The 24,773-nt window shown below is 70.0% G+C and carries 20 protein-coding genes and 3 tRNA genes; all 23 read left to right on the top strand.

Going from position 1 to position 24,773, the window contains the following annotated elements:
* The first annotated feature begins 82 nt into the window (after positions 1 to 82).
* Complete coding sequence (locus ACN27B_RS05985) at positions 83 to 2,611, top strand: putative bifunctional diguanylate cyclase/phosphodiesterase (protein ID WP_099163628.1); 2,529 nt, start codon at positions 83 to 85, stop codon at positions 2,609 to 2,611.
* A 96-nt stretch (positions 2,612 to 2,707) separates the two neighbouring features.
* Positions 2,708 to 2,780: transfer RNA gene (locus tag ACN27B_RS05980), tRNA-Thr, on the top strand.
* A 25-nt stretch (positions 2,781 to 2,805) separates the two neighbouring features.
* A tRNA-Met gene (locus ACN27B_RS05975) sits at positions 2,806 to 2,878 on the top strand.
* A 132-nt stretch (positions 2,879 to 3,010) separates the two neighbouring features.
* On the top strand, positions 3,011 to 3,178 hold the full coding sequence (gene rpmG / locus ACN27B_RS05970) for a 50S ribosomal protein L33 (protein ID WP_013288652.1): 168 nt from the start codon (positions 3,011 to 3,013) through the stop codon (positions 3,176 to 3,178).
* Positions 3,179 to 3,297: 119 nt separating this feature from the next.
* Entirely contained in the window at positions 3,298 to 3,744 is a 447-nt protein-coding gene (locus ACN27B_RS05965; RefSeq protein WP_091569995.1) for a MaoC family dehydratase N-terminal domain-containing protein, read from the top strand.
* A 2-nt stretch (positions 3,745 to 3,746) separates the two neighbouring features.
* On the top strand, positions 3,747 to 4,139 hold the full coding sequence (locus ACN27B_RS05960; protein WP_422743830.1) for a MaoC family dehydratase: 393 nt from the start codon (positions 3,747 to 3,749) through the stop codon (positions 4,137 to 4,139).
* 127 nt (positions 4,140 to 4,266) lie between these two features.
* Positions 4,267 to 4,339, top strand: a tRNA-Trp gene (locus ACN27B_RS05955).
* A 215-nt stretch (positions 4,340 to 4,554) separates the two neighbouring features.
* Positions 4,555 to 4,944 (top strand): preprotein translocase subunit SecE, encoded by a 390-nt coding sequence (gene secE, locus ACN27B_RS05950; RefSeq protein WP_091570011.1) that lies wholly within the window; start codon positions 4,555 to 4,557, stop codon positions 4,942 to 4,944.
* 35 nt (positions 4,945 to 4,979) lie between these two features.
* Entirely contained in the window at positions 4,980 to 5,702 is a 723-nt protein-coding gene (nusG, locus tag ACN27B_RS05945) for a transcription termination/antitermination protein NusG (protein WP_091570014.1), read from the top strand.
* Between the two features lie 187 nt (positions 5,703 to 5,889).
* Entirely contained in the window at positions 5,890 to 6,321 is a 432-nt protein-coding gene (gene rplK / locus ACN27B_RS05940; RefSeq protein ID WP_013288647.1) for a 50S ribosomal protein L11, read from the top strand.
* Between the two features lie 88 nt (positions 6,322 to 6,409).
* Entirely contained in the window at positions 6,410 to 7,126 is a 717-nt protein-coding gene (gene rplA, locus ACN27B_RS05935; RefSeq protein ID WP_091570020.1) for a 50S ribosomal protein L1, read from the top strand.
* Positions 7,127 to 7,207: 81 nt separating this feature from the next.
* Positions 7,208 to 8,248, top strand: a complete 1,041-nt coding sequence (locus ACN27B_RS05930) for an ATP-binding cassette domain-containing protein (RefSeq protein ID WP_422743827.1) — start codon at positions 7,208 to 7,210, stop codon at positions 8,246 to 8,248.
* Positions 8,245 to 8,934: a hypothetical protein gene (locus tag ACN27B_RS05925; RefSeq protein WP_099163630.1), complete on the top strand. Its 690-nt coding sequence runs from the start codon at positions 8,245 to 8,247 to the stop codon at positions 8,932 to 8,934. Before ACN27B_RS05930 ends, ACN27B_RS05925 begins: the two co-directional genes overlap by 4 nt.
* 318 nt (positions 8,935 to 9,252) lie before the next feature.
* Positions 9,253 to 9,801, top strand: coding sequence for a 50S ribosomal protein L10 (gene rplJ / locus ACN27B_RS05920; protein WP_091570029.1), 549 nt, complete (start codon positions 9,253 to 9,255; stop codon positions 9,799 to 9,801).
* 54 nt (positions 9,802 to 9,855) lie between these two features.
* Positions 9,856 to 10,245 (top strand): 50S ribosomal protein L7/L12, encoded by a 390-nt coding sequence (gene rplL / locus ACN27B_RS05915; protein WP_091570033.1) that lies wholly within the window; start codon positions 9,856 to 9,858, stop codon positions 10,243 to 10,245.
* Positions 10,246 to 10,816: 571 nt separating this feature from the next.
* The gene (locus ACN27B_RS05910) at positions 10,817 to 14,248 is read left to right on the top strand and encodes a DNA-directed RNA polymerase subunit beta (protein ID WP_091570037.1); all 3,432 of its coding nucleotides are present in this window, start codon (positions 10,817 to 10,819) and stop codon (positions 14,246 to 14,248) included.
* Positions 14,249 to 14,328: 80 nt separating this feature from the next.
* Positions 14,329 to 18,216 (top strand): DNA-directed RNA polymerase subunit beta', encoded by a 3,888-nt coding sequence (locus ACN27B_RS05905; protein WP_099163632.1) that lies wholly within the window; start codon positions 14,329 to 14,331, stop codon positions 18,214 to 18,216.
* Positions 18,217 to 18,285: 69 nt separating this feature from the next.
* The gene (locus ACN27B_RS05900; RefSeq protein ID WP_172967916.1) at positions 18,286 to 18,654 is read left to right on the top strand and encodes a hypothetical protein; all 369 of its coding nucleotides are present in this window, start codon (positions 18,286 to 18,288) and stop codon (positions 18,652 to 18,654) included.
* Between the two features lie 725 nt (positions 18,655 to 19,379).
* A complete protein-coding gene (locus tag ACN27B_RS05895; protein WP_091576935.1) occupies positions 19,380 to 19,760 on the top strand; it encodes a hypothetical protein in 381 nt (126 codons plus the stop codon).
* 500 nt (positions 19,761 to 20,260) lie between these two features.
* Complete coding sequence (gene rpsL, locus ACN27B_RS05890) at positions 20,261 to 20,635, top strand: 30S ribosomal protein S12 (RefSeq protein WP_007465318.1); 375 nt, start codon at positions 20,261 to 20,263, stop codon at positions 20,633 to 20,635.
* Between the two features lies 1 nt (position 20,636).
* Entirely contained in the window at positions 20,637 to 21,107 is a 471-nt protein-coding gene (gene rpsG, locus ACN27B_RS05885; protein ID WP_013735957.1) for a 30S ribosomal protein S7, read from the top strand.
* A 75-nt stretch (positions 21,108 to 21,182) separates the two neighbouring features.
* Complete coding sequence (fusA, locus tag ACN27B_RS05880) at positions 21,183 to 23,279, top strand: elongation factor G (RefSeq protein ID WP_091570045.1); 2,097 nt, start codon at positions 21,183 to 21,185, stop codon at positions 23,277 to 23,279.
* Between the two features lie 223 nt (positions 23,280 to 23,502).
* Complete coding sequence (tuf, locus tag ACN27B_RS05875; RefSeq protein ID WP_091570050.1) at positions 23,503 to 24,696, top strand: elongation factor Tu; 1,194 nt, start codon at positions 23,503 to 23,505, stop codon at positions 24,694 to 24,696.
* Positions 24,697 to 24,773: the final 77 nt, after the last annotated feature.

The raw sequence follows: 24,773 nt of genomic DNA, 5'->3' as shown, positions 1-24,773 counted from the left end.
TCGGGCGTGCCTCGACGCTCGCCGACCTACCCGTGACCCGCGACGGCCACGAAGCAGGGCGGCGCCAGCCCGAAGGAGCGGCATGACCGGACGCGACCATCCACGACGCCGGTCGTCCGAGGACGCGTGGATCATCACGGCGCCGATGGCGCTGGTCGCCGTCGCCTGCGCCACGGTGACGGCCCTCGTCGCGGACCATCCTGTCGGCCGATGGCCGCAGGCGGTGCTTCTCCTCGTACTCATGGTCGTGGCGGGGTTGCCGCTGCTGACCCTCGTCGTCCGCCGGCAGACGGTCGGCGTCACGTTGGCCGAGCTTCCGCTCGTGCTGGCGCTGTTCTTCCTGCCGCCGCTGACCGTGGTGCTGGTGCACACCCTGGCGTCTCTCATCACGCACCTGCGGCACCGCTTCGCGGCGCCCAAGGTCTGGTTCAACGTCGCCCGGGTGGCCGCCGGCACCTCGCTCGCCGTGCTGGTCCTCCAGGCCTTTCCACCGCTGGAGGGGGTCGGGCCCCGCACCTGGCTGAGCATCTCCGCGGCGGTGGGCACGTTCATGCTGGTCAGCATGACCAGCGTGACGGCGGTGCACGTGCTGCTGCACGGGTGGCAGGCCGGCTGGGGCGTGCTTCGCAGCACCCGCACGGTGATGCTGACGGCCGCGATCAACGTGTCCGTCGGCCTGATCATGCTGATCCTGCTGCGGAGCAGTTGGTGGTCGCTGCTGCTGCTCGCCGCGTTGGGCGCGGGATTCGCCCTGGTCTACCGCTCCTACGCCCAGTTCTTCCGGCAGCACCGCACCCTGACCGACCTCTACGAGTTGACCCGGGCGGTGGTGGAGAGCGGGCAGAGCGGCACCCTGGCGGACGTCCTCATCGGTCGGGTCCGTGCCCTCATGCAGGCCGAGTACGCGACCCTCTGGCTGCCGGCCCAGGGGCGGCATCCGGCGACCCTGCTCACCGCCCGCCCCGACGACCCGGGTCTGCTCGACATGGCCCCCGTCCCGCAGGCGCTGCGGGACAAGGTGCGGGAAACCGGGCGTACGGTGGCGGTCGGGCACGGGGTGACGACCGACGGCGAGTTCCGGGCCCGGCTGACGCAGCAGCGGGTCAAGGACGCCGTGGTGGTGCCGCTGCGCTCCGGGCCGGTGGTGATCGGCACCCTCGAGGTGGCCAACCGGCTCGGCGACGGCAACTACTTCACCTCGGCGGACATCGCGCTCGTGGAGACGGTCGCGGCGCACGCCGCCGTGGCGCTGGAGAACTCCCGCCTGGTCGACCGCCTGCGGCACGACGCCGACCACGACACGTTGACCAAGCTGCCGAACCGGCGCCGGATCAGCGCGGCGGTGGCCGAGGCGGTCAAGATCGCCGCTCCCGGCGAGGTGGTGGCGCTGCTGCTCTTCGACGTCGACCGGCTGCGCCAGGTCAACGAGTCGCTCGGCCACGCGGCCGGTGACAAGGTCCTGGTCGAGGTGGCCCAGCGGCTGCGCGTCTGCGCGCCCTCGTCCGCCCTGGTCGGTCGCGCCGGCGGCGACGAGTTCCTGGTGACGCTGCGGTTGGAGAGCGCCGAGGCGGCGCTGGAGCTGGCCGGTCAGCTGCGGGAGCAGATCCGCGACGAGATGGTGTTCGACGCGCTCACCCTGGACGTGGACACCGCCGTCGGGGTGGCCGTGCACCCCGAGCACGGCAGCGACGCCCAGGCGCTGCTGCAGCGGGTCGACCTGGCGGCGACGGCGGCGAAGGCGGTGCCGGGCAGCGTCCAGCTCTACAGTCCGGGGCTGGAGTCCCGTTCGCTGCGCCGGCTCGACCTCGCCGGCGACCTGCGCCGGGCGCTCGACGACGCCGCGCTGGAGGTCTACTTCCAGCCCAAGGTGACCCTGCGCGACCGTCGGCTGGTAGGGGTCGAGTGCCTGGCCCGCTGGGAGCACCCGGCGCACGGCACGGTCGCGCCGGAAGACTTCGTGTCGGTGGCCGAGCACACCGGCCAGCTCGGCCGGCTCACCGAGTTCGTGCTGCGGGAGAGCCTGTGCCGCAGCCGCGACTGGAGCCACGGCGACCAGCCGCTCTCCGTCTCGGTCAACCTGGCCGCGCGGACGCTCACCGACCAGCACTTCCCCGCGCTGGTGCGCGACCTGCTCGCGGAATATGGCGTCCCTCCGCAGCGGCTCACCCTGGAGATCACCGAGGCCGGGGTGCTGGACGGCACCGAACGTCCCATCCCGACCCTGCGGAGCCTGCGCGACCTCGGGGTCCGGCTCTCGGTGGACGACTTCGGCACCGGCAACTCGTCCCTGGCGCAGCTGCGCCGGCTGCCGGTGCACGAGGTGAAGGTGGACCGGTCGTTCGTGCAGGGGATGGCGACCGATCCGAGCGACCTGGCCATCGTCAACGCCGTGGTGACGCTCTCCCAGCAGTTCGGGCTGACCGTGGTGGCCGAGGGGGTGGAGAGCGAGTTGACCCTGGAGCTGTTGCAGGACATCGGCTGCGAGATCGGCCAGGGCTTCCTGTTCAGCCGGCCCCTGCCGTACGAGCGACTGGAGACCTGGTTCGGCGCCCAGGTCGATCCGGAGACGGTCGCCGCCGGGGAGCTGCCGCGCCTGCGTGTGGTGCCCTGATCAGGTGTGACACCCGACGGGGGGATCCGATTTCACCTCGGCGGCGCGGTCGTGTACTGTTTCCTCTGCGCGACACCCCCCGGGGTGATCGGGTAGGCCCCCTTAGCTCAGTCGGCAGAGCGTCTCCATGGTAAGGAGAAGGTCTACGGTTCGATTCCGTAAGGGGGCTCAGAGGGTCCGGCTGGACCCGCCACGGCGGTGTAGCTCAGATGGCAGAGCAAGCGGCTCATAATCGCTGTGTCGCCGGTTCAAGTCCGGCCACCGCTACTCTCGTCCTCCGGGTGACCCCGGTGGCCGGTGGGATGGGCGCCACAGGCGCCCACTTTGCATGTCTGCGTCGTCAGCGCGTACGCTGACACGCCGTAGTTCGTTATCCGTGAGCGAGGAAGGCACTCCGCCGTGGCGAAGGCGACCGATGTCCGGCCGAAGATCACTTTGGCGTGTGTGGAGTGCAAGGAGCGCAACTACATCACGCGCAAGAACCGCCGTAACGACCCGGACCGCATCGAGCTGAAGAAGTTCTGCCCCCGGGACGGCAAGCACACCGTCCACCGCGAGACCCGCTGATCCGCGGCCGGCGCTGCCGGCCCCGTAGCAGCTTCCGAACGCCGATCCGCCCGGTCGGTGGCCCCCGGGCCGCCCGACCGCACGGATCGGCGTTCGTGTTTTCCGTGTAGGTTCGCGGCATGTCCCTGGACCCGTCCTTCGTCGGCCGGACCTATCCGCCGACCGCCCCCTATCAGGTGGGCCGAGAAAAGATCCGCGAGTTCGCCACCGCCGTCGGCGCGACCGACCCGGCGCACCACGACCCGGAGGCGGCCCGGGCGCTGGGCCACCCCGACCTGGTGGCGCCGCCGACGTTCCCGGTGATCGTGACCATGGCCGCCAGTCGGCAGATCGTCGAGGACCCGGCGTTGGGCGTCGACTACAGCCGGGTGGTCCACGGCGACCAGCGGTTCGCGTACACCCGACCGGTGGTGGCCGGGGACGAGCTGGTGTGCGCGAACACCATCGAGGAGATCACCAACCGGGGCGGCCACGGTTTCCTGACCACCCGCACCGACGTGAGCACCGTCGCCGGCGAGCCGGTGGTCGCGGTCTGGTCCAAGATCGTCGTACGCGGGGAGGCGTGAGGATGGAGCTGCCCGTCCAGACCTACCGGGTGACCCGGGCGGACCTGGTCCGCTACGCGGGCGCCTCGGGGGACTTCAACCCGATCCACTGGAGCGACCGGACCGCCACCGGGGTGGGCCTGCCCGGGGTCATCGCCCACGGCATGTTCACCATGGCCCTGGTCGGTCGCGCGCTCGCCGGCTGGGCCGGCTCGCCGGACGCGGTGGTCGACTTCGGCGTCCGCTTCACCCGCCCGGTGGTCGTGCCGGACACCGACGAGGGCACCGAGATCGAGGTCGCCGCGGTGGTCAAGGAGGTCACCGAGGACGGCCTGACCAGGCTCGACATCACCGCGACGTGCCGGGGAGAGAAGGTGTTGTCGCAGGCCCGGGCGTTGGTCCGGACGACGGGCTGAGGGTTCGCCCGACGCGCGAGGGGTGGACCGGTTGGGAAAGTCGCACGACTACCCGTACACTGGTCCGCCGTGGGGCAAGTGACCCCCGCTCGGCACCTTGTGCCCGGGCGGAGGTGAGTTGCCGCACAGGGGTGTAGCTCAATTGGCAGAGCAGCGGTCTCCAAAACCGCAGGCTGCAGGTTCAAGTCCTGTCACCCCTGCGCCTCAGGCCTGACCGTTCCCGTGGGTCGCGCCGCCTCACCGGCGGCGTCCGGCCCGTGGTGGTGGCACCGGTGGGGTGGTTCCGAGGCACTCGGGGCCCTCCCGGCCGGTCCGCCGGCCGCGGCCCGTCGCGGGACGGTTGGTCCGGCCGGTGTGATCAACACGCCGCGCACGCCGCCCGGCGTGCGACCCCATATCCCGCACGGAGGGCGAAGTGGCCGAGAGCAAGCGGCGCGGCGAGGACGACGGCGACGAGCGTCTGGACGACGCAACCGTCGACGGCGTGGCCGACGACGACGCCACCGACGCGGACGAGCCGGTTTCCCGGGGTGGCACCGCCACCCGTAAGCGGGCCAACGCCGAGCCGACCGAGGGCCGCAAGACCCGCAAGGACACCGAGCGGATCGGGCTGTTCGCCCGCATCGCGCGGTTCTTCCGCGAGGTTGTGGCCGAGCTGCGTAAGGTCATCTGGCCGACCCGCAAGGAGCTGCTGACCTACACGGCCGTGGTGGTCACCTTCGTGGCGGTGATGCTGGCGATCGTGGCCGGCCTGGACTACGGCTTCGCCAAGGCCGTGCTGTGGGTCTTCGGCAACCCCAGCTGACCTGCGGACAGCGATACTGACGGAAGTGAGCGAGCGTGCCTGAGTACGACGAGACCGCCGAGACCCCGGACGAGCAGTCCGCGGTGGCGACGGCGGCCAACAACGAGTCGGTCGAGGCCGCCAGCGAGCCGGAGTTCCCGACCACCGAGCCGGCCCCGGACGAGGACTTCGACCCGGTTGCCGAGCTGCGCCAGAAGCTGCGGTACGCGCCCGGCGACTGGTACGTGGTGCACTCGTACGCCGGCTACGAGAACAAGGTCAAGACCAACCTCGAGACCCGGATCACCTCCCTCGACATGGAGGACTTCATCTACCAGGTCGAGGTGCCGACCCGGGAAGAGGTCGAGGTCAAGAACGGCAAGCGGTCGCAGGTCCAGGCGAAGGTCTTCCCGGGCTACATCCTGGTCCGGATGGAGTTGACCGCCGAGTCCTACTCCTGCGTCCGGAACACCCCGGGGGTCACCGGCTTCGTCGGTGCCACCGACCGGGCCGACCGGCCGGCGCCGCTGAGCCTCGACGAGGTGCTCAAGTGGCTGGCCCCGGCGGTCGAGACCGAGCAGAAGAAGGCCAAGCCCGAGGTCAAGGTCCTCGACTTCGAGGTCGGCGACTCGGTCACCGTCACCGACGGCGCGTTCGCGTCGCTGCCGGCGACGATCAGCGAGATCAACGCCGACCAGCAGAAGCTCAAGGTGCTGGTGTCGATCTTCGGCCGGGAGACGCCGGTCGAGCTGAACTTCAACCAGGTCGCCAAGATCTGACGTACGTCGGCACCGGCGGCCCGCCCTCCCGGGGGTGGCCGCCGGTGCGTCGTCTCACCGGCTCGCCCACCTCGGCGAAAACTCGGTAGAGGTTTGCGCTACCCTTTAACGTCGGCCCTCCGCATCGCGCTGACCGTGCGCGCCCGCGGGCGGCGGAGAATCCCAGTTCCAAGCCCCAGGAAGAGACATGCCTCCGAAGAAGAAGCTCGTCAAGACGTTCACGCTTCAGCTGCCGGCGGGCCAGGCCACCCCGGCGCCGCCGGTCGGCCCCGCGCTCGGCCAGCACGGCGTGAACATCATGGAGTTCTGCAAGTCCTACAACGCGCAGACCGAGTCCCAGCGGGGCGACATCGTCCCCGCCGAGATCAGCGTCTACGAGGACCGCACGTTCACCTTCGTGCTGAAGACCCCGCCCGCCGCCCGGCTGCTGATCAAGGCCGCCGGCGTGCAGAAGGGCTCGGGCGTCCCGCACAAGGAGAAGGTCGGCTCGGTCACCCGCGCCCAGCTGCGCGAGATCGCCGAGAAGAAGATGGCGGACCTCAACGCCAACGACATCGACCAGGCCGAGAAGATCATCGCCGGCACCGCCCGGTCGATGGGTCTGACCGTCGCCGACTGATCTCGCTCCACCGCTCCACCCGATCTTTCTGTTCGTGGGAGGGCCGCATTCGTCGCGCGCCCGCCAGAGACCACAGGAGTCACCAGAAATGCAGCGCAGCAAGAGCTACCGCAAGGCCGCCGAGGTCATCGACCGGTCGAAGCTCTACACCCCCGCCGAGGCCGTCAAGCTGGCCAAGGAGACCACCAACGTCAAGTTCGACGCCACGGTCGAGGTCGCGATGCGCCTCGGCGTCGACCCCCGCAAGGCGGACCAGATGGTCCGCGGCACGGTCAACCTGCCGCACGGCACCGGTAAGACCGCCCGCGTGATCGTCTTCGCCGCCGGCGCGAAGGCCGAGGAGGCCGTCGCCGCGGGTGCGGACGAGGTGGGCACCGACGAGCTGGTCGCCCGCATCCAGGGTGGTTGGCTGGACTTCGACGCGGCGATCGCCACGCCGGACCAGATGGCCAAGATCGGCCGGATCGCGCGGATCCTGGGCCCGCGCGGCCTGATGCCGAACCCGAAGACGGGCACCGTGACCATGGACGTCACCAAGGCCGTCGCGGACATCAAGGGCGGTAAGATCACCTTCCGGGTGGACAAGCACTCCAACCTGCACCTGATCATCGGCAAGTCCTCCTTCTCGGAGGCCCAGCTGGTGGACAACTACGCTGCGGTGCTCGACGAGGTGCTCCGCGCCAAGCCGTCCGCCGCCAAGGGCACCTTCCTCAAGAAGGTCACCCTCACCACCACCATGGGCCCGGGCGTCCCGGTCGACCCGAAGATCGTGAAGAACCTGCAGGAAGCCTCCTCCGAGGCCTGATCGACGCGTACCGCCCGACGGGGCCCCGCCACCACTCGTGGCGGGGCCCCGTCGGTCTGTCCGCTGTGGCACGCTCGGCGCATGCGGCTCGAAGACGTCTGGCTCCGCTACCACCGGCGCGGCCCGTGGGTGCTGCGGCAGGTCGACGTGGCGATCGGTCCGGGTGAGGTCGCGGTCGTGCTCGGCCGCAACGGCGCGGGCAAGTCCACGCTGCTCCAACTCGCCGCCGGGGTGCTGCGGCCGACCCGGGGCCGGGTGGCCGACCGGCCGCCGACCGTCGGCTGGGTGCCGGAGCGGTTCCCCGCCGACCAGCCGTTCACCGTCGGGGCCTACCTGTCCGCGATGGGTCGCGTCGCCGGCCTCCCGGGTCCCGCCGCCGACCGGGCGGTGCGGCACTGGGTCGAGCGACTGGGCCTGAGCCGATTCCACGACGTGCGCCTGCCGCAGCTGTCCAAGGGCACCGCCCAGAAGGTCGGCCTGGCGCAGGCGCTGCTGCGGCCGCCCGGCCTGCTGGTGCTCGACGAGCCCTGGGAGGGGCTGGACGCGGCGGCCCGCGAGCTGGTCCCGGAGATGATCGGCGAGGTGCTGGCCGACGGCGGCGCGGTGCTGGTCAGCGACCACCGCGGGGAGACGGTCCGCCTGCCGGGCGCGCGGCAGTGGTCGGTCACCGCCGGCACGCTGACGGAGGCCGTGCCGTCCGGTGGCCCGGTCGTCGCGGTGGTCGAGCTGGCGGTGCCGGTCGCGGGGCTGGCCGCCGCCGTCGCCCGGCTGCGCGCCGACGGCCACCAGGTCCTGCGGATACGCGACCACGCGGCCCCGCCGACCGTCGGGTCACCGGAGCGGGCCGCGGAGGCCGACGGCTCCGGGGAGCGGGCGTTCGCCCCCGAGCCGGGCCCCACCGATCCGCCGGTCGCCAGTTCCGGTGCCGACCCGGAGGTGCCGGTCGCCGGCTCCGACGCCGATCCGAGGGGGCCGGTCGCCGGTTCCGGTGCCGGGCCGGAAGTTCCGGTCGCCGGCTCCGACGCCGATCCGAGGGGGCCGGTCGCCGGCTCCGACGACGACCCGGAGGTGCCGGTCGCCGACTCCGACCGTTCCGGCGTGGCCTCGGAGGTGGGCCGGTGATCGCCCTGGTCCGGCTGCGGCTGGCCGGCTTCGTGCGGACCGGGCGGGCGTTGGCGCCGGTGCTGGCCGGCCTACTCGTGCTGGGGATCCTGCACGGCGGCGGTCGGGCCCGGCCGGCGGAGGCCTACGGGGTGTCCGCGGTGGTGCTGTTCCCGGTGCTGGCCTGGCAGACCAAGATCCTGCTGGACGTCGAGCCCGACGTGCAGCGCCGGCTGGCCCGGGTGGTGGTCGGGCCGGTCCGGGAGCGGCTCGCCGGCCTGCTCGCGGCGTTCCTGGCCGGGCTCGCCGTGGTGGTGGTCGCGCTGGCGGTGCCGTGGCCGCTCGGCGGGGTGACGCCGGCCGCCGGGCCGGGGGAGCGGTCCGTCCTCGTCGGGGTGGTCCTCGGGCTCTGGGCGCACCTGCTCGCCCTGCCGGCCGCGGTGGCGCTCGGCGCCCTGGCCAGCCGGGCGATCACCCGCAGCGCGGGCTACGGGGTGGCGGTGCTGGCGGTGGGCGCGGTCGGGGTGGTGGTGTTCGGCCTCTCCGACTCGGTGGCGCCGTGGCTGGTCCCGCCGGTGATGGCCACCGCGCGGGCGGTGACCGGCCCGGTCTCGCCCGACGCCGGCCTGCTCCTCACCGGGTGGGCGGCGCTCTGGGCGGTGGTGGCGCTGGCCGGCTACTCCTGGGGTCGTCGCACCCGGGCCTGACCCGGGGCGGGGTGACCGGGAGCACACGGGGCGATTTGGCGCTGCGCGAGGCGTCGCGTAACCTGGTGCGGTAGTTCCACCCAAAGACCGCTGGTCACCGTGCCCTGGCACGGTCGAAGGTCCCGCGACGACGGGCGACCCGCGCAGGGCGGCAAGCGAAACTCGGTGTCACGCACGGTCCGCCGACTGTGCCTGTGCCGCCGGCCCTCGCCCCGTGCGCCCTGCGCCGGGGCTTTTCTCGTTGTCGTGGTGTCTCCGCCGCCGTCGCGAGTTCCTCGTCGCCGGCGTACCAGCTCCGAGCAACGAGAGAGGAGGGACATGGCGGACAAGCCGATCCGGGCCGACAAGGCCACGGCCGTCGCCGAGCTGACCGAGAGCTTCCGCGCCGCGGGAGCCACCGTGCTCACCGAGTACCGCGGGCTCACGGTTTCGCAGCTCACCCAGCTGCGACGCTCGCTCGGCAAGGAGACCAGCTACACGGTCGCGAAGAACACGCTGGCCAAGCGTGCCGCGGCCGATGCGGGCATCTCCGGCCTCGATGAGCTGTTCACCGGTCCTACCGCGCTGACTTTCGTTTCGGGCGACGTCGTCGAGGCGGCGAAGGGCCTTCGCGACTTCGCGAAGGCCAACCCGAAGCTCGTCATCAAGGGCGGTGTCTTCGAGGGCAAGGCCATTTCCGCGGCCGAGGTCACGAAGCTCGCCGACCTGGAGTCCCGCGAGGTGCTGCTGGCCAAGCTGGCCGGCGCCATGAAGGGCAACCTGAGCAAGGCCGCGGCCCTGTTCCAGGCTCCGCTCGCCAAGACCGCGCGTCTGGCGGCCGCCCTGCAGGACAAGCGCGAGAAGGAAGAGGGCGCCGAGGCGGCCTGAGGCCCCGCGGCGCACCCACGTTCTTAGTTTTCACTTGTAGAAAGGACGCCAGACATGGCGAAGCTCAGCACCGACGAGCTGCTCGACGCGTTCAAGGAGATGACGCTGATCGAGCTCTCCGAGTTCGTGAAGCAGTTCGAGGAGACCTTCGAGGTCACCGCCGCCGCCCCGGCCGCGATGATGATGGCGGGCCCGGCCGCCGGCGGTGCCGCCGCCGAGGCCGAGCCGGAGAAGGACGAGTTCGACGTCATCCTCGACGCCGACGGTGGCAAGAAGATCCAGGTCATCAAGGTCGTGCGCGAGCTGACCGGCCTGGGCCTCAAGGAGGCCAAGGACCTGGTCGAGGCCGCTCCGAAGGCCGTCCTGGAGAAGGCCAACAAGGAGACCGCCGAGAAGGCCAAGGCCAAGCTCGAGGGCGAGGGCGCCAAGGTCACCCTCAAGTGACCTTGCGTTGACCTGACGCGCGTCCGGCTCACGTGAGCCGGGGCACACCGCGTCGCGGCGGGCGGTGATCCGGGAACGGATCACCGCCCGCCGTGTTGGTGGTGCCCGACGGCGGTGGCGTGAGCAGGGCGTACAGGTTCCTCGCACCGGCCTCCCAGCGATGCCCGCCGGTAGCCCGTCGGTGGGAAAGACACCCCGAGCGGTAACCGGCCCTTGACGCGGCACGGGCCCGGCAGGCACGCTGACATCAGCAAGACCTTCCGCGCTTGCAACGGCCGCCTCTCGGGTAAGGCAACGGCAGCACCACCGCCGCGGCACCCGAGCGGACCGGCAGGAGCGTCGCGTTCCGAGCGGCCCGGTGGACCCGGTTTTTCGAGGTCCCAGGGCTTGTTCCGCGACGACCTGCGGGGTGGGCTGGACAGCGGTTAGCCTCTCGGCTACACTGCTAGTTTGCGCTGCCTTCCGACTTGACCCCTGCTCGGAAATGTCCGTTTGCGGATATTTCTGGTGGGGTCATTGGAGTGCACGCGTACCAGCCGTTCTGCAGCACCGGTCCTCGGAAGGACGCATCTTGGCAGCTTCCCGCCCTGCGAAGACCAGTCGTACGTCGAGCGCATTCGCGCCCCGCCGAGTTTCTTTCGGTCGGATCACCGAACACCTCGAGGTCCCCAACCTCCTCGCCATCCAGAACGAGTCCTTCGACTGGCTCGTCGGCAACGAGGCTTGGCAGGGCCGGTCGGCGGACGACCCGCACGCACGCTCGGGTCTCGCGGAGATCCTCGACGAGATCAGTCCCATTGAGGACTTCTCCGGCACCATGTCGCTCTCCTTCTCGGCTCCGCGCTTCGACGAGGTCAAGGCCTCGATCGAGGAGTGCAAGGAGAAGGACCTGACCTACTGCGCGCCACTGTTCGTGACCGCGGAGTTCACCAACAACACCACTGGCGAGATCAAGAGCCAGACGGTGTTCATGGGTGACTTCCCGATGATGACGCCGAAGGGCACCTTCATCATCAACGGCACCGAGCGCGTCGTGGTCAGCCAGCTCGTCCGCTCGCCGGGCGTCTACTTCGACAAGCAGCCGGACAAGACCTCCGACCGCGACCTCTCCAGCGTCAAGGTCATCCCGAGTCGGGGTGCCTGGCTGGAGTTCGACATCGACAAGCGCGACACGGTCGGCGTCCGCATCGACCGCAAGCGTCGGCAGGCCGTCACCGTCCTGCTCAAGGCCATCGGGTGGTCCGCGGAGCGCATCCGCGAGAAGTTCGGCTGGTCCGAGCTGATGATGACCACGCTCGAGAAGGACCACATCGCCGGGCAGGACGAGGCCCTGCTCGACATCTACCGGAAGCTCCGCCCTGGCGAGCCGCCGACCCGTGAGAACGCCCAGACCCTGCTCGACAACCTCTTCTTCAACCCGAAGCGGTACGACGTCGCCAAGGTCGGGCGCTACAAGTTCAACAAGAAGCTCGAGCTGGACGTGCCGATCACCACCGGCACGCTCACCGAGGACGACATCGTCGCCACCGTGGAATACCTCTGCCGGCTGCACGCCGGTGAGGAGGGCTACGAGGCCGACGACATCGACCACTTCGGCAACCGTCGCCTGCGTACCGTGGGCGAGCTGATCCAGAACCAGGTCCGGGTGGGTCTCTCCCGGATGGAGCGGGTCGTCCGCGAGCGGATGACCACCCAGGACGTCGAGGCGATCACGCCGCAGACCCTGATCAACATCCGCCCGGTGGTGGCGGCGATCAAGGAGTTCTTCGGCACGTCGCAGCTGTCCCAGTTCATGGACCAGACCAACCCGCTGGCGGGTCTGACCCACCGGCGCCGGCTGAGCGCGCTCGGCCCGGGTGGTCTGTCCCGTGAGCGGGCCGGCTTCGAGGTCCGCGACGTGCACCCGTCCCACTACGGCCGGATGTGCCCGATCGAGACGCCGGAAGGCCCGAACATCGGCCTGATCGGCGCGCTCTCCACCTTCGCCCGGGTCAACCCGTTCGGCTTCATCGAGACGCCGTACCGGAAGGTCATCGACGGCCGGGTCACCGACCAGATCGACTACCTGACCGCGGACGAGGAGGACCGGTTCGTCAAGGCGCAGGCCAACGCCCCGCTGCGGGCCGACGGCACGTTCGCCGAGGACCGGGTCCTGGTCCGCCGTAAGGGCGGCGAGACCGAGGACGTCGCGCCCGGCGCCGTGGACTACATGGACGTGTCGCCGCGGCAGATGACCTCGGTCGCCACCGCGATGATCCCGTTCCTCGAGCACGACGACGCCAACCGCGCGCTCATGGGCGCGAACATGCAGCGTCAGGCGGTGCCGCTGGTCAAGGCCGAGGCCCCGCTGGTCGGCACGGGCATGGAGTACCGCGCGGCCGTGGACGCCGGCGACGTGGTCGTCGCCGAGGTCGGCGGTGTGGTCGAGGACCTGTGCGCGGACTACATCACGGTCCACCAGGACGACGGCCACCGCCGGACGTACCTGCTGCACAAGTTCCGCCGCTCCAACGCCGGCTCCTGCGTCAACCAGAAGCCGGTCGTCTTCGAGGGCGACCGCGTCGAGGCCGGCCAGGTCATCGCCGACGGTCCGTGCACCGACGAGGGCGAGATGGCGCTCGGACGCAACCTGCTGGTGGCGTTCATGTGCTGGGAGGGTCACAACTACGAGGACGCGATCATCCTGTCGCAGCGCCTCGTGCAGCAGGACGTGCTCACCTCGATCCACATCGAGGAGCACGAGGTCGACGCCCGGGACACCAAGCTCGGCCCGGAGGAGATCACCCGCGACATCCCGAACGTCAGCGAGGAGATGCTCGCCGACCTCGACGAGCGCGGCATCATCCGGATCGGCGCCGAGGTCGTCCCCGGCGACATCCTGGTCGGCAAGGTCACGCCGAAGGGCGAGACCGAGCTGACCCCCGAGGAGCGGCTGCTCCGCGCGATCTTCGGTGAGAAGGCGCGCGAGGTCCGTGACACCTCGCTGAAGGTGCCGCACGGCGAGACCGGCACGGTCATCGGTGTGCGTACCTTCTCCCGCGAGGACGGCGACGAGCTGCCCCCGGGCGTGAACGAGCTGGTGCGGGTCTACGTGGCCCAGAAGCGCAAGATCCAGGACGGTGACAAGCTCGCGGGCCGCCACGGCAACAAGGGCGTCATCTCCAAGATCCTGCCGGTCGAGGACATGCCGTTCCTGGAGGACGGCACCCCGGTCGACATCGTGCTGAACCCGCTCGGTGTGCCGTCCCGGATGAACATCGGCCAGGTCCTGGAGACCCACCTCGGGTGGGTGGCCAAGACCGGCTGGAGCGTCGACGGTGACGACGAGGAGTGGAAGCGCCAGCTCAAGTCGATCAACGCGCACGAGTCCGAGCCGGACACCAACGTGGCCACCCCGGTCTTCGACGGTGCCCGCGAGGAGGAGATCTCCGGCCTGCTGGCGTCGACCCTGCCCAACCGGGACGGCAACCAGCTGATCGGGCGCACCGGCAAGGCGCAGCTGTTCGACGGTCGCTCCGGTGAGCCGCTGCCCGACCCGATCGCGGTCGGCTACGTCTACATCCTGAAGCTCAACCACCTGGTCGACGACAAGATCCACGCCCGCTCGACCGGCCCGTACTCGATGATCACGCAGCAGCCGCTGGGTGGTAAGGCGCAGTTCGGTGGCCAGCGCTTCGGTGAGATGGAGTGCTGGGCCATGCAGGCGTACGGCGCCGCCTACGCCCTGCAGGAGCTGCTGACCATCAAGTCCGACGACGTCCTCGGCCGGGTCAAGGTCTACGAGGCGATCGTCAAGGGCGAGAACATCCCCGAGCCGGGCATCCCGGAGTCGTTCAAGGTGCTGCTCAAGGAGCTGCAGTCGCTGTGCCTCAACGTCGAGGTGCTCTCCAGCGACGGTGTGGCCCTGGAGATGCGCGAGACCGACGACGAGGTGTTCCGCGCCGCGGAGGAGCTGGGCATCGACCTGTCCCGGCGCGAGCCGAGCTCGGTCGAAGAGGTCTGAGGCGGTGATTCGGGGGCCGGCTCGCCGGCCCCCGATCCCGCCCGTTAGCTAGCAGTACAGACGACGACATAGGGGACACAGTGCTCGACGTCAACTTCTTCGACGAGCTGCGCATCGGTCTCGCCACCGCCGACGACATCCGTCAGTGGTCCCACGGCGAGGTCAAGAAGCCCGAGACCATCAACTACCGCACCCTCAAGCCGGAGAAGGACGGGCTCTTCTGCGAGAAGATCTTCGGTCCGCAGCGGGACTGGGAGTGCTACTGCGGTAAGTACAAGCGGGTCCGCTTCAAGGGCATCATCTGCGAGCGCTGCGGCGTCGAGGTGACCCGCTCCAAGGTTCGCCGGGAGCGGATGGGTCACATCGAGCTGGCCGCTCCGGTGACCCACATCTGGTACTTCAAGGGCGTGCCGAGCCGGCTGGGCTACCTGCTGGACCTCGCCCCGAAGGACCTCGAAAAGATCATCTACTTCGCCTCGTACGTCGTGACGAGCGTGGACGCCGAAGCGCGTCACCGCGACCTCTCGACCATCGAGAACGAGATCCTGGCCGAGAAGCGGCAGTCCGAGAACAGCCGCGACTCGGAGATCGAGAAGCGGGCCGCCAAGCTCGAGGCCGACCTGGCCGAGCTGGAGGCCGAGGGCGCGAAGGCGGACGTCCGGCGCAAGGTCAAGGAGGGCGGAGAGCGCGAGATGCGCCAGATCCGCGACCGGGCCCAGCGCGAGATCGACCGCCTCGACGAGGTCCTCGACACCTTCCGCAAGCTGGAGCCGAAGCAGCTGGTCACCGACGAGCTGCTCTACCGCGAGCTGCGCGACCGCTTCGGTGAGTACTTCACCGGCAGCATGGGCGCCGAGGCCATCAAGGCCCTGGTCCAGAACATGGACCTGGAGGCCGAGGCGGAGAACCTCCGCGAGACCATCCGCTCCGGCAAGGGTCAGCGGAAGATCCGCGCGCTCAAGCGGCTGAAGGTCGTCGCGGCGTTCCAGAACACCCGGAACTCGCCGCTCGGCATGGTGCTGGACTGCGTCCCGGTCATCCCGCCGGACCTGCGCCCGATGGTGCAGCTCGACGGTGGCCGCTTCGCGACCTCCGACCTGAACGACCTGTACCGGCGTGTGATCAACCGGAACAACCGCCTCAAGCGGCTGATCGACCTCGGCGCGCCCGAGATCATCGTCAACAACGAGAAGCGGATGCTCCAGGAGGCCGTCGACGCGCTGTTCGACAACGGTCGTCGCGGTCGTCCGGTCACCGGCCCGGGCAACCGGCCGCTGAAGTCGCTCTCCGACATGCTCAAGGGCAAGCAGGGCCGGTTCCGCCAGAACCTGCTGGGCAAGCGCGTCGACTACTCCGGCCGTTCGGTCATCGTGGTCGGCCCGAAGCTCAAGCTGCACCAGTGCGGTCTGCCCAAGCAGATGGCGCTGGAGCTGTTCAAGCCGTTCGTGATGAAGCGGCTGGTGGACCTCAACCACGCGCAGAACATCAAGTCCGCGAAGCGGATGGTCGAGCGGCAGCGGCCGGTCGTGTGGGACGTGCTGGAAGAGGTCATCGGCGAGCACCCGGTGCTGCTGAACCGCGCGCCGACCCTGCACCGCCTGGGCATCCAGGCCTTCGAGCCGCAGCTGGTCGAGGGCAAGGCCATCCAGATCCACCCGCTGGTCTGCACCGCGTTCAACGCCGACTTCGACGGTGACCAGATGGCGGTCCACGTGCCGCTGTCCGCCGAGGCCCAGGCCGAGGCGCGGATCCTGATGCTGTCGTCGAACAACATCCTCAAGCCGGCCGACGGCAAGCCGGTCACCATGCCCACCCAGGACATGGTCATCGGCCTCTACCACCTCACCCACCTCACTCCGGGGGGCAAGGGCGAGGGCCGGGCGTTCAGCTCGGACGCCGAGGCGCGGATGGCGTACGACAACGGCGAGCTGCACCTGCAGACCCCGGTGAAGATCCGGCTGCACGACGTGGTCGGTGTCGACAACGGCGCCGGCGCCGAGCCCTGGACCGCCCCCGAGGGCTGGACCGAGGGCGAGCCGGTGACGGTGGAGACCACCCTGGGCCGGGTCCTGTTCAACGAGACGCTGCCCCCGGGCTACCGCTTCGTGAACTACGAGATCCGCAAGGGCCAGCTCTCCGCGATCGTCAACGACCTCGCCGAGCGCTTCCCGAAGGTGGCCCTGGCGGCCACCCTGGACGGGCTCAAGGAGGCCGGTTTCCACTGGGCCACCTGGTCCGGCGTCACCATCGGCATGGAGGACGTCATCGCTCCGCCGCGCAAGCGGGAGATCCTGGAGCGGTACGAGAAGGAAGCCGACCGGATCGACAAGCAGTACCAGCGTGGTCTGATGACCGCCGAGGAGCGTCGCGGCGAGCTCATCGAGATCTGGACCAAGGCGACCAACGAGGTCGCCAAGGAGATGGACACCGCGCTGCCGCAGGAGAACCCGCTGTGGAAGATGATCAACTCGGGTGCCCGCGGTAACCTGCTCCAGCTCCGGCAGATCGCGGCGATCCGTGGTCTGGTGGCCAACCCGAAGGGCGAGATCATCCCGCGGCCGATCAAGGCCTCGTACCGGGAGGGTCTGTCCGTGCTGGAGTACTTCATCTCCACGCACGGCGCCCGCAAGGGTCTCGCGGACACCGCCCTGCGTACCGCCGACTCGGGTTACCTGACCCGGCGTCTGGTGGACGTCTCGCAGGACGTCATCATCCGCGAGGAGGACTGCGGCACCGACCGGGCCATCCCGATGCAGATCGGTGAGCGGATCGACGGCAAGCTGGTCGTGCACGAGCACGCCGAGACCAGCGTGCACGCCCGGACGCTGGCCGACGACATCAAGGGGCCGGACGGCACCGTGGTGGCCCACCGGGGCCAGGACATCAACTCCATCGGCGTCGACGCGATCGTCGCCGCCGGGACCGAGACGGTGCGGGTGCGCAGCGTGCTCACCTGCGAGTCGAAGCTGGGCGTCTGCGGTGCGTGCTACGGCCGCTCGCTGCCGACCGGCAAGACCGTGGACGTCGGCGAGGCGGTCGGCATCATCGCCGCCCAGTCGATCGGTGAGCCGGGTACGCAGCTGACGATGCGTACCTTCCACACCGGTGGTGTCGCGGGTGAGGACATCACCCAGGGTCTGCCCCGTGTCCAGGAGATCTTCGAGGCCCGGGTGCCGAAGGGCAAGGCGCCCATCGCCGACACCCCGGGTCGCATCCGGATCGAGGACGGCGAGCGGTCCCGCAAGATCGTGGTCATCCCGGACGACGGCAGCGACGAGATCGTCTACGACAAGATCTCGAAGCGGGTCCGGCTCCGGGCGCACGACGGCGACCACGTCGAGGTCGGCGAGAAGCTCACCGAGGGCACCATCGACCCGCACGAGCTGCTGCGCATCCTCGGCCCGCGCGCGGTCCAGGTCCACCTGACCCAGGAGGTCCAGGAGGTCTACCGCTCGCAGGGTGTGCTCATCCACGACAAGCACATCGAGATCATCATCCGCCAGATGCTCAAGCGGGTGACGGTCATCGACTCCGGCTCGACCGAGTTCCTGCCGGGTGTGCTGGTCGACCGGGCGCTGTTCGAGTCGGAGAACCGCCGGCTCGTCGGCGAGGGCGGCGAGCCCGCCGCCGGTCGCCCGGTGCTGATGGGTATCACCAAGGCCTCGCTGGCCACGGATTCCTGGCTGTCGGCGGCCTCCTTCCAGGAGACCACCCGGGTGCTGACGGACGCGGCGATCCACGCCCGCAGCGACTCGCTGATCGGCCTCAAGGAGAACGTGATCATCGGTAAGCTCATCCCGGCCGGTACGGGCATCAGCAAGTACCGCAACGTCCGGGTCGAGCCGACCGAGGAGGCGAAGGCCAAGGTCTACTCGATGACCGGCTACCCCGAGACCGACTACGGCTTCGGGCCGGCCAGCGGCCAGGCCGTGCCGCTGGACGACTTCGACTTCGGGTCGTACCGCTAATCCGCACGAACGACGAGGCCCCCGGCATCCGCCGGGGGCCTCGTCGCGTCTCGGGGCATGATGGAGGGCATGACGACCGTGCCCGGGCAGGTGCCCGTCGTGCCGCAGGCGCAGCGCCATCCGCACGATCCTGAGCCGGTCCGCTCCACCAAGGCCCGCGCCGTCTTCGCCCTCGGTCTGATCGGGGCGCTGACCGGCTTCTTCGTCGGCGGGGTGGTGCCCGCGACGCTCGCGCTCACCCTGGCCCGCCAGGCCCGCCGGGAGGCGTACGCGTCGGGGGGTTACCTGACCGGCGCCGACTGGCTGCGCCGCGGCGAGCGGTTGGCCCGGGTCGGTCTGGTGCTGACCGCCGTCGCGGTGGTGGCCGCGGTGGTGATCGGGCTGGTCCGGCATGCCGACGCCTCGTTCGGGCACGACTACGCGCCGAACTTCGACTGACCCGGCGGGGGAGCGGCACCGCGCCCGCCCACCCGGTGGTGACCGGCGACGGTAGCCTGGCCGGTGTCCGCCGCGTGGCGGGTGAGCCATGTGGACAGGAGGACCCCGTGACGGAACCGGCTGCGCCGCCGGGAGGCGACCCGAACCGCCCCGGTGCCGGGCCGGATCCCGCCGCCCCGCCGGCCCCCGAGCCGGTGAGCCCGTGGGCGCCGCCGACCGCGCATCGGGAGGGCTCCGCCGGCGCTCCCGGCCCGTCGTCCGGGGCGACCCCGCCCGGGTACGCCCCGACGCCGCCGAGCCCGTCGTCCGCGGGCCCGTCCGAGCCGTTCACGGGAGCGCCGTCCGGTCCGTCCTCGGCCCCGCCCGGCGCACCGCATTCCGGGACGCCCGCCCCCTGGCCGCCGGCCGGCCCGTACCCGCCCGCCGGTCCGGCTCCGGGGCACCAACCCGGGCACGGATTCCCCGCCCCGGCGCCCGGGACCGGGCACCACCCGGGGCAGCCGGGCCACCTCACCGGCCCGCACCCCGGGAGTGGACCGGGCCAGGGATTCGGGGCGTATCCCGGAAGTGGGCCGGGCTTCGGTGGCCCCGGGGCGTACCCGGGGAGTGGGCCCGGGCACGGCGGCGGGTGGCCGGCGCCGGGGAGCGCGCCCGGCGGCGGCTGGGGCCCGGCCGGGCCGGCGCTGCCGCCGCCCCCGAGTGAGGCGCCCCGGCCACCGAAGCGGGTGGAGCCGGTCCCGGGCACCCCGTTCGGGGTGGTCCACCTGGACGTGCCGCCGGTCACCTCCGGGCTGGCCATCGGCTCGCTGGTCACCGGCGTCGGCTCGATCCTGGTGTCGCTGCTGGTCTTCTGCTTCGGCGTCGCGGGGCCGGACTACGGCGGCGCGTGGGCGGCCGGGGCGTTCACCCTGCTCGGCGGGCTGGCGGGGGTCGGCGCGATCGTGGCCTGGCTGCTGGCGCGGCGGCAGATCCGCCGTCCGGCCCCGCCGCCGGCGGTCCGGTTCACCGGTGGGGGACTGGCGGTCGCCGGGCTCAGCTGCGGCGCCGCGGGCCTGCTGCTGAGCGTGGTCGGGCTGGCGCTGGCCCTGGTGGTGCAGATCACGTGACGCCGTCGGCGCGTCGTCCGGGGCTGATGACCAGCGCCGACCGGTTTGTCCCGGTGTTCGGGAGGCGGGCGCTGCCGGGGGCGACGGGTCGCACGACGGACGAGCCGGTACACTTGTCATCGTAGGTGCCCATCAGGGGCGCACCGACGATCCGGGCGTCGACCGGCGGGGCTGTGAAGCAGCTTCTCCGGACCGATCCGTTTTGACCGGCGCGCTTGTGGTAGGTACTCTTTCCCCTTGTGCCCGGGCTCGCCCGGGCAATGCGTGCGTGCGCGGGAACCGGTCAGCCGGTCATCCACTGTCGCACCACCACAGACCCAAAGATCCGGTACGCCGCGCGAGCGAACGCACCGGACCGTGACTCGGGCGACACGCCCGACCGCGGGTGCTGGGGCCTCCGCCAGGCGGCCCTGGTTGGAATGTAGGAGAGCCGTCCATCAGGCCGGCTAGAGCAGACGGCGCGGTCGCCTCGCAGCGGCCGAAGGGAGCGGAGAAACCCGGTGCCCACCATTCAGCAGCTGGTCCGAAAGGGCCGTCAGGCCAAGACGACCAAGACCAAGACCCCTGCGCTCAAGGGGTCTCCCCAGCGGCGCGGCGTGTGCACCCGCGTGTACACCACCACCCCGAAGAAGCCGAACTCGGCGCTGCGCAAGGTCGCTCGTGTCAAGCTCAGCAGCCAGATCGAGGTGACCGCCTACATCCCGGGCGTCGGCCACAACCTGCAGGAGCACTCGATCGTGCTCGTGCGTGGCGGCCGTGTGAAGGACCTCCCCGGCGTGCGGTACAAGATCGTTCGCGGCTCGCTGGACACCCAGGGTGTCCGCAACCGCAAGCAGGCTCGCAGCCGTTACGGCGCGAAGAAGGAGAAGAGCTGACATGCCGCGTAAGGGACCCGCTCCGCGGAAGCCGCTGGTCGCTGACCCGGTGTACAACTCGCCGCTGGTCACCCAGCTGGTGAACAAGATCCTGCTGCGCGGCAAGCGTCAGCTCGCCGAGCGCATCGTGTACGCCGCCCTGGAGGGCTGCCGCGAGAAGTCCGGCACCGACCCCGTCGTCACGCTCAAGCGCGCGATGGACAACGTGAAGCCGACCCTCGAGGTGCGCAGCCGTCGTGTCGGTGGCGCCACCTACCAGGTTCCGGTCGAGGTCCGGCCGGCCCGCGCGACCACCCTCGGTCTGCGCTGGCTGGTGACCTACTCCCGGGCCCGGCGCGAGAAGACCATGGTCGAGCGGCTGATGAACGAGCTGCTGGACGCGAGCAACGGCCTCGGTGCCGCCGTCAAGCGGCGCGAGGACACGCACAAGATGGCCGAGTCGAACAAGGCCTTCGCGCACTACCGCTGGTAACACCTGAGGTTCCGGCGCCCCCGGGCGCCGGAACCACCACCAGTTGTGTCGAGACGACGATAAGTAGGGATTGAAGTGGCCGCCGCAGACGCGCTCGCCAACGTACGCAACATCGGCATCATGGCGCACATCGATGCCGGTAAGACCACTACCACCGAGCGAATCCTGTTCTACACCGGCATCACGTACAAGATCGGTGAGGTCCACGAGGGCGCCGCCGTCATGGACTGGATGGAGCAGGAGCAGGAGCGCGGTATCACCATCACTTCCGCCGCCACCAAGTGCGAGTGGAAGGGCCACACGATCCAGATCATCGACACGCCCGGCCACGTCGACTTCACGGTCGAGGTGGAGCGGTCGCTGCGTGTTCTGGACGGTGCGGTCGCGGTGTACGACGGCGTGGCCGGTGTGGAGCCGCAGACCGAGAACGTCTGGCGCCAGGCCGACAAGTACCACGTCCCGCGGATGTGCTTCGTCAACAAGCTGGACCGCACCGGCGCGGACTTCTTCCGCTGCGTGCAGATGATGATCGACCGGCTGAACGCCACCCCGCTGGTGCTCCAGATCCCGATCGGCCTCGAGGGCGACCACATCGGCGTCGTCGACCTGGTCGGCATGCGCGCCCTCACCTGGCGCGGGGAGACCCAGAAGGGTGAGGACTACGCCATCGAGGAGATCCCGGCCGAGCTGGCCGACTCCGCGGCGGAGTGGCGCGAGAAGCTGATGGAGACCCTGGCCGACGTCGACGACGCGGTGATGGAGAAGTACCTGGAGGGCGAGGAGATCTCCGTCGAGGAGATCAAGGCCGCCATCCGTCGGGCCACCATCGCCAGCAAGGCCAACCCGGTCCTCTGCGGCTCGGCGTTCAAGAACAAGGGCGTGCAGCCCATGCTCGACGCCGTCATCGACTACCTGCCGTCGCCGCTGGACGTCCCGGCGATCGAGGGCACGGCCACCGACGGCGAGACGCCGATGCAGCGGAAGCCGTCGCCGTCCGAGCCGTTCTCCGGCCTGGCCTTCAAGATCCAGACCGACAAGCACCTCGGCAAGCTCACCTACGTCCGGGTCTACTCCGGCGTGGTCGAGTCCGGGTCCCAGGTGGTCAACTCCACCAAGGACCGCAAGGAGCGCATCGGCAAGATCTACCAGATGCACGCCAACAAGCGTGAGGAGCGCGGCTCCGCCAAGGCCGGCGACATCATCGCGGTCCAGGGTCTGAAGCAGACCACCACCGGTGACACCCTGTGCGACCCGGCGAACCCGGTCATCCTCGAGTCGATGACCTTCCCGGAGCCGGTCATCGAGGTGGCCATCGAGCCGAAGACCAAGGCCGACCAGGAGAAGCTCAGCACCGCCATCCAGCGGCTGGCCGAGGAGGACCCGACCTTCCGCGTCAAGCTGGACGACCAGACCGGTCAGACGGTCATCTCCGGCATGGGCGAGCTGCACCTGGACATCCTGGTGGACCGGATGCGCCGCGAGTTCAACGTCGAGGCGAACATCGGCAAGCCGCAGGTGGCGTACCGTGAGACCATCCGCCGCACGGTGGAGAAGGCCGAGTACACCCACAAGAAGCAGACCGGTGGCTCCGGCCAGTACGCCCGCGTGATCGTGAGTCTCGAGCCGCTGCCCATGGGCAACGACTCGCCGACCTACGAGTTCGCGAACGCCGTCACCGGTGGCCGCATCCCCCGGGAGTTCATCCCCTCGGTGGACGCCGGCGCCCAGGACGCCATGCAGTACGGCATTCTCGCCGGCTTCCCGCTGGTGGGTGTCAAGCTGACGCTGCTGGACGGGCAGTACCACGAGGTCGACTCGTCCGAGATGGCGTTCAAGATCGCCGGTTCGATGGTGATGAAGGAGGCGGCCCGCAAGGCCGACCCCGCACTGCTCGAGCCGATGATGGCTGTTGAGGTCACCACTCCTGAGGAGAACATGGGTGACGTCATCGGCGACCTCAACTCCCGGCGCGGGATCATCCAGGCGATGGAGGAGCGCAGCGGCGCTCGCGTCGTCCGGGCCCTGGTCCCGCTGTCGGAGATGTTCGGCTACGTCGGCGACCTGCGGTCGAAGACCCAGGGCCGGGCTAGCTACAGCATGCAGTTCGACTCCTACGCCGAGGTTCCGCAGAGCGTGGCGAAGGAGATCATCGCCAAGGCGACGGGTGAGTGACGCTCACTCCGAGCTGACCCGGTGATCCGGGGCTGGTCGCGGGAGGGTTCTCCCGCCCGCGACCACCTCGGTCGGGTTGTGTGATTCCGGGCCTGTAGGCTTCATCGCCGCAGAACCCACCAAGGCTCTCCGGCCGTCAGGCCGGAAAGGCTGTCGACAGAGTCCTAAGCGCCGACCGGCGCACCGGGGCGAACGAACCAAGAAAGTCCACAGGAGGACACCAGTGGCGAAGGCGAAGTTCGAGCGGACTAAGCCGCACGTCAACATCGGCACCATTGGTCACATCGACCACGGTAAGACGACGCTGACGGCGGCCATCACCAAGGTCCTGCACGACCAGTTCCCGGACCTGAACCCGTACACGCCGTTCGACGAGATCGACAAGGCGCCGGAGGAGAAGGCCCGCGGCATCACGATCTCCATCGCGCACGTCGAGTACCAGACCGAGGCGCGTCACTACGCGCACGTCGACTGCCCCGGTCACGCCGACTACATCAAGAACATGATCACCGGTGCCGCGCAGATGGACGGCGCGATCCTGGTGGTGGCGGCGACCGACGGCCCGATGCCGCAGACCCGCGAGCACGTGCTGCTGGCCCGTCAGGTCGGCGTGCCGTACATCGTCGTGGCGCTCAACAAGAGCGACATGGTCGACGACGAGGAGCTCCTGGAGCTCGTCGAGCTCGAGGTCCGCGAGCTGCTCTCCTCGCAGGAGTACCCGGGTGACGACCTGCCGGTCGTCCGGGTCTCGGCGCTGAAGGCCCTGGAGGGCGACCCGGAGTGGACCGGGAAGCTCATGGACCTGATGAACGCCGTGGACACCGCGATCCCGCAGCCGGAGCGCGAGACCGAGAAGCCGTTCCTCATGCCCATCGAGGACGTCTTCACGATCACCGGCCGTGGCACCGTGGTGACCGGTCGCGCCGAGCGCGGCATCCTCAAGCCGAACGAGGAGGTGGAGATCGTCGGCATCCGCGAGAAGTCGATGAAGACCACCTGCACCGGCATCGAGATGTTCCGCAAGCTGCTCGACGAGGCCCGCGCGGGTGAGAACGTCGGTCTGCTGCTGCGCGGCATCAAGCGCGAGGACGTCGAGCGCGGCATGGTCGTCATCAAGCCGGGCACCACGACCCCGCACACGGAGTTCGAGGCGACGGTCTACATCCTCTCCAAGGAGGAGGGTGGCCGCCACACCCCGTTCTTCCAGAACTACCGCCCGCAGTTCTACTTCCGGACCACGGACGTCACCGGCGTCGTCACGCTGCCCGAGGGCACCGAGATGGTCATGCCGGGCGACAACACCTCGATGTCGGTGAAGCTGATCCAGCCCATCGCCATGGAGGAGAACCTGAAGTTCGCGATTCGCGAGGGTGGTCGTACGGTCGGCGCGGGTCGCGTCACCAAGATCGTCAAGTGAGCTGGGTAACCCCGATTAGCGTCGCCGCCGGTCGTGCGGCATACTAGTCAGGTTGCGTAACGACGGTCGGTCGCCCG

Origin of the sequence: Micromonospora sp. WMMD754 (assembly GCF_049315235.1) — a bacterium.
Lineage (GTDB): Bacteria > Actinomycetota > Actinomycetes > Mycobacteriales > Micromonosporaceae > Micromonospora > Micromonospora sediminicola.
Note: the sequence above shows the minus strand (reverse complement) of the source record. Positions and strands in the feature narration are given on the sequence as shown.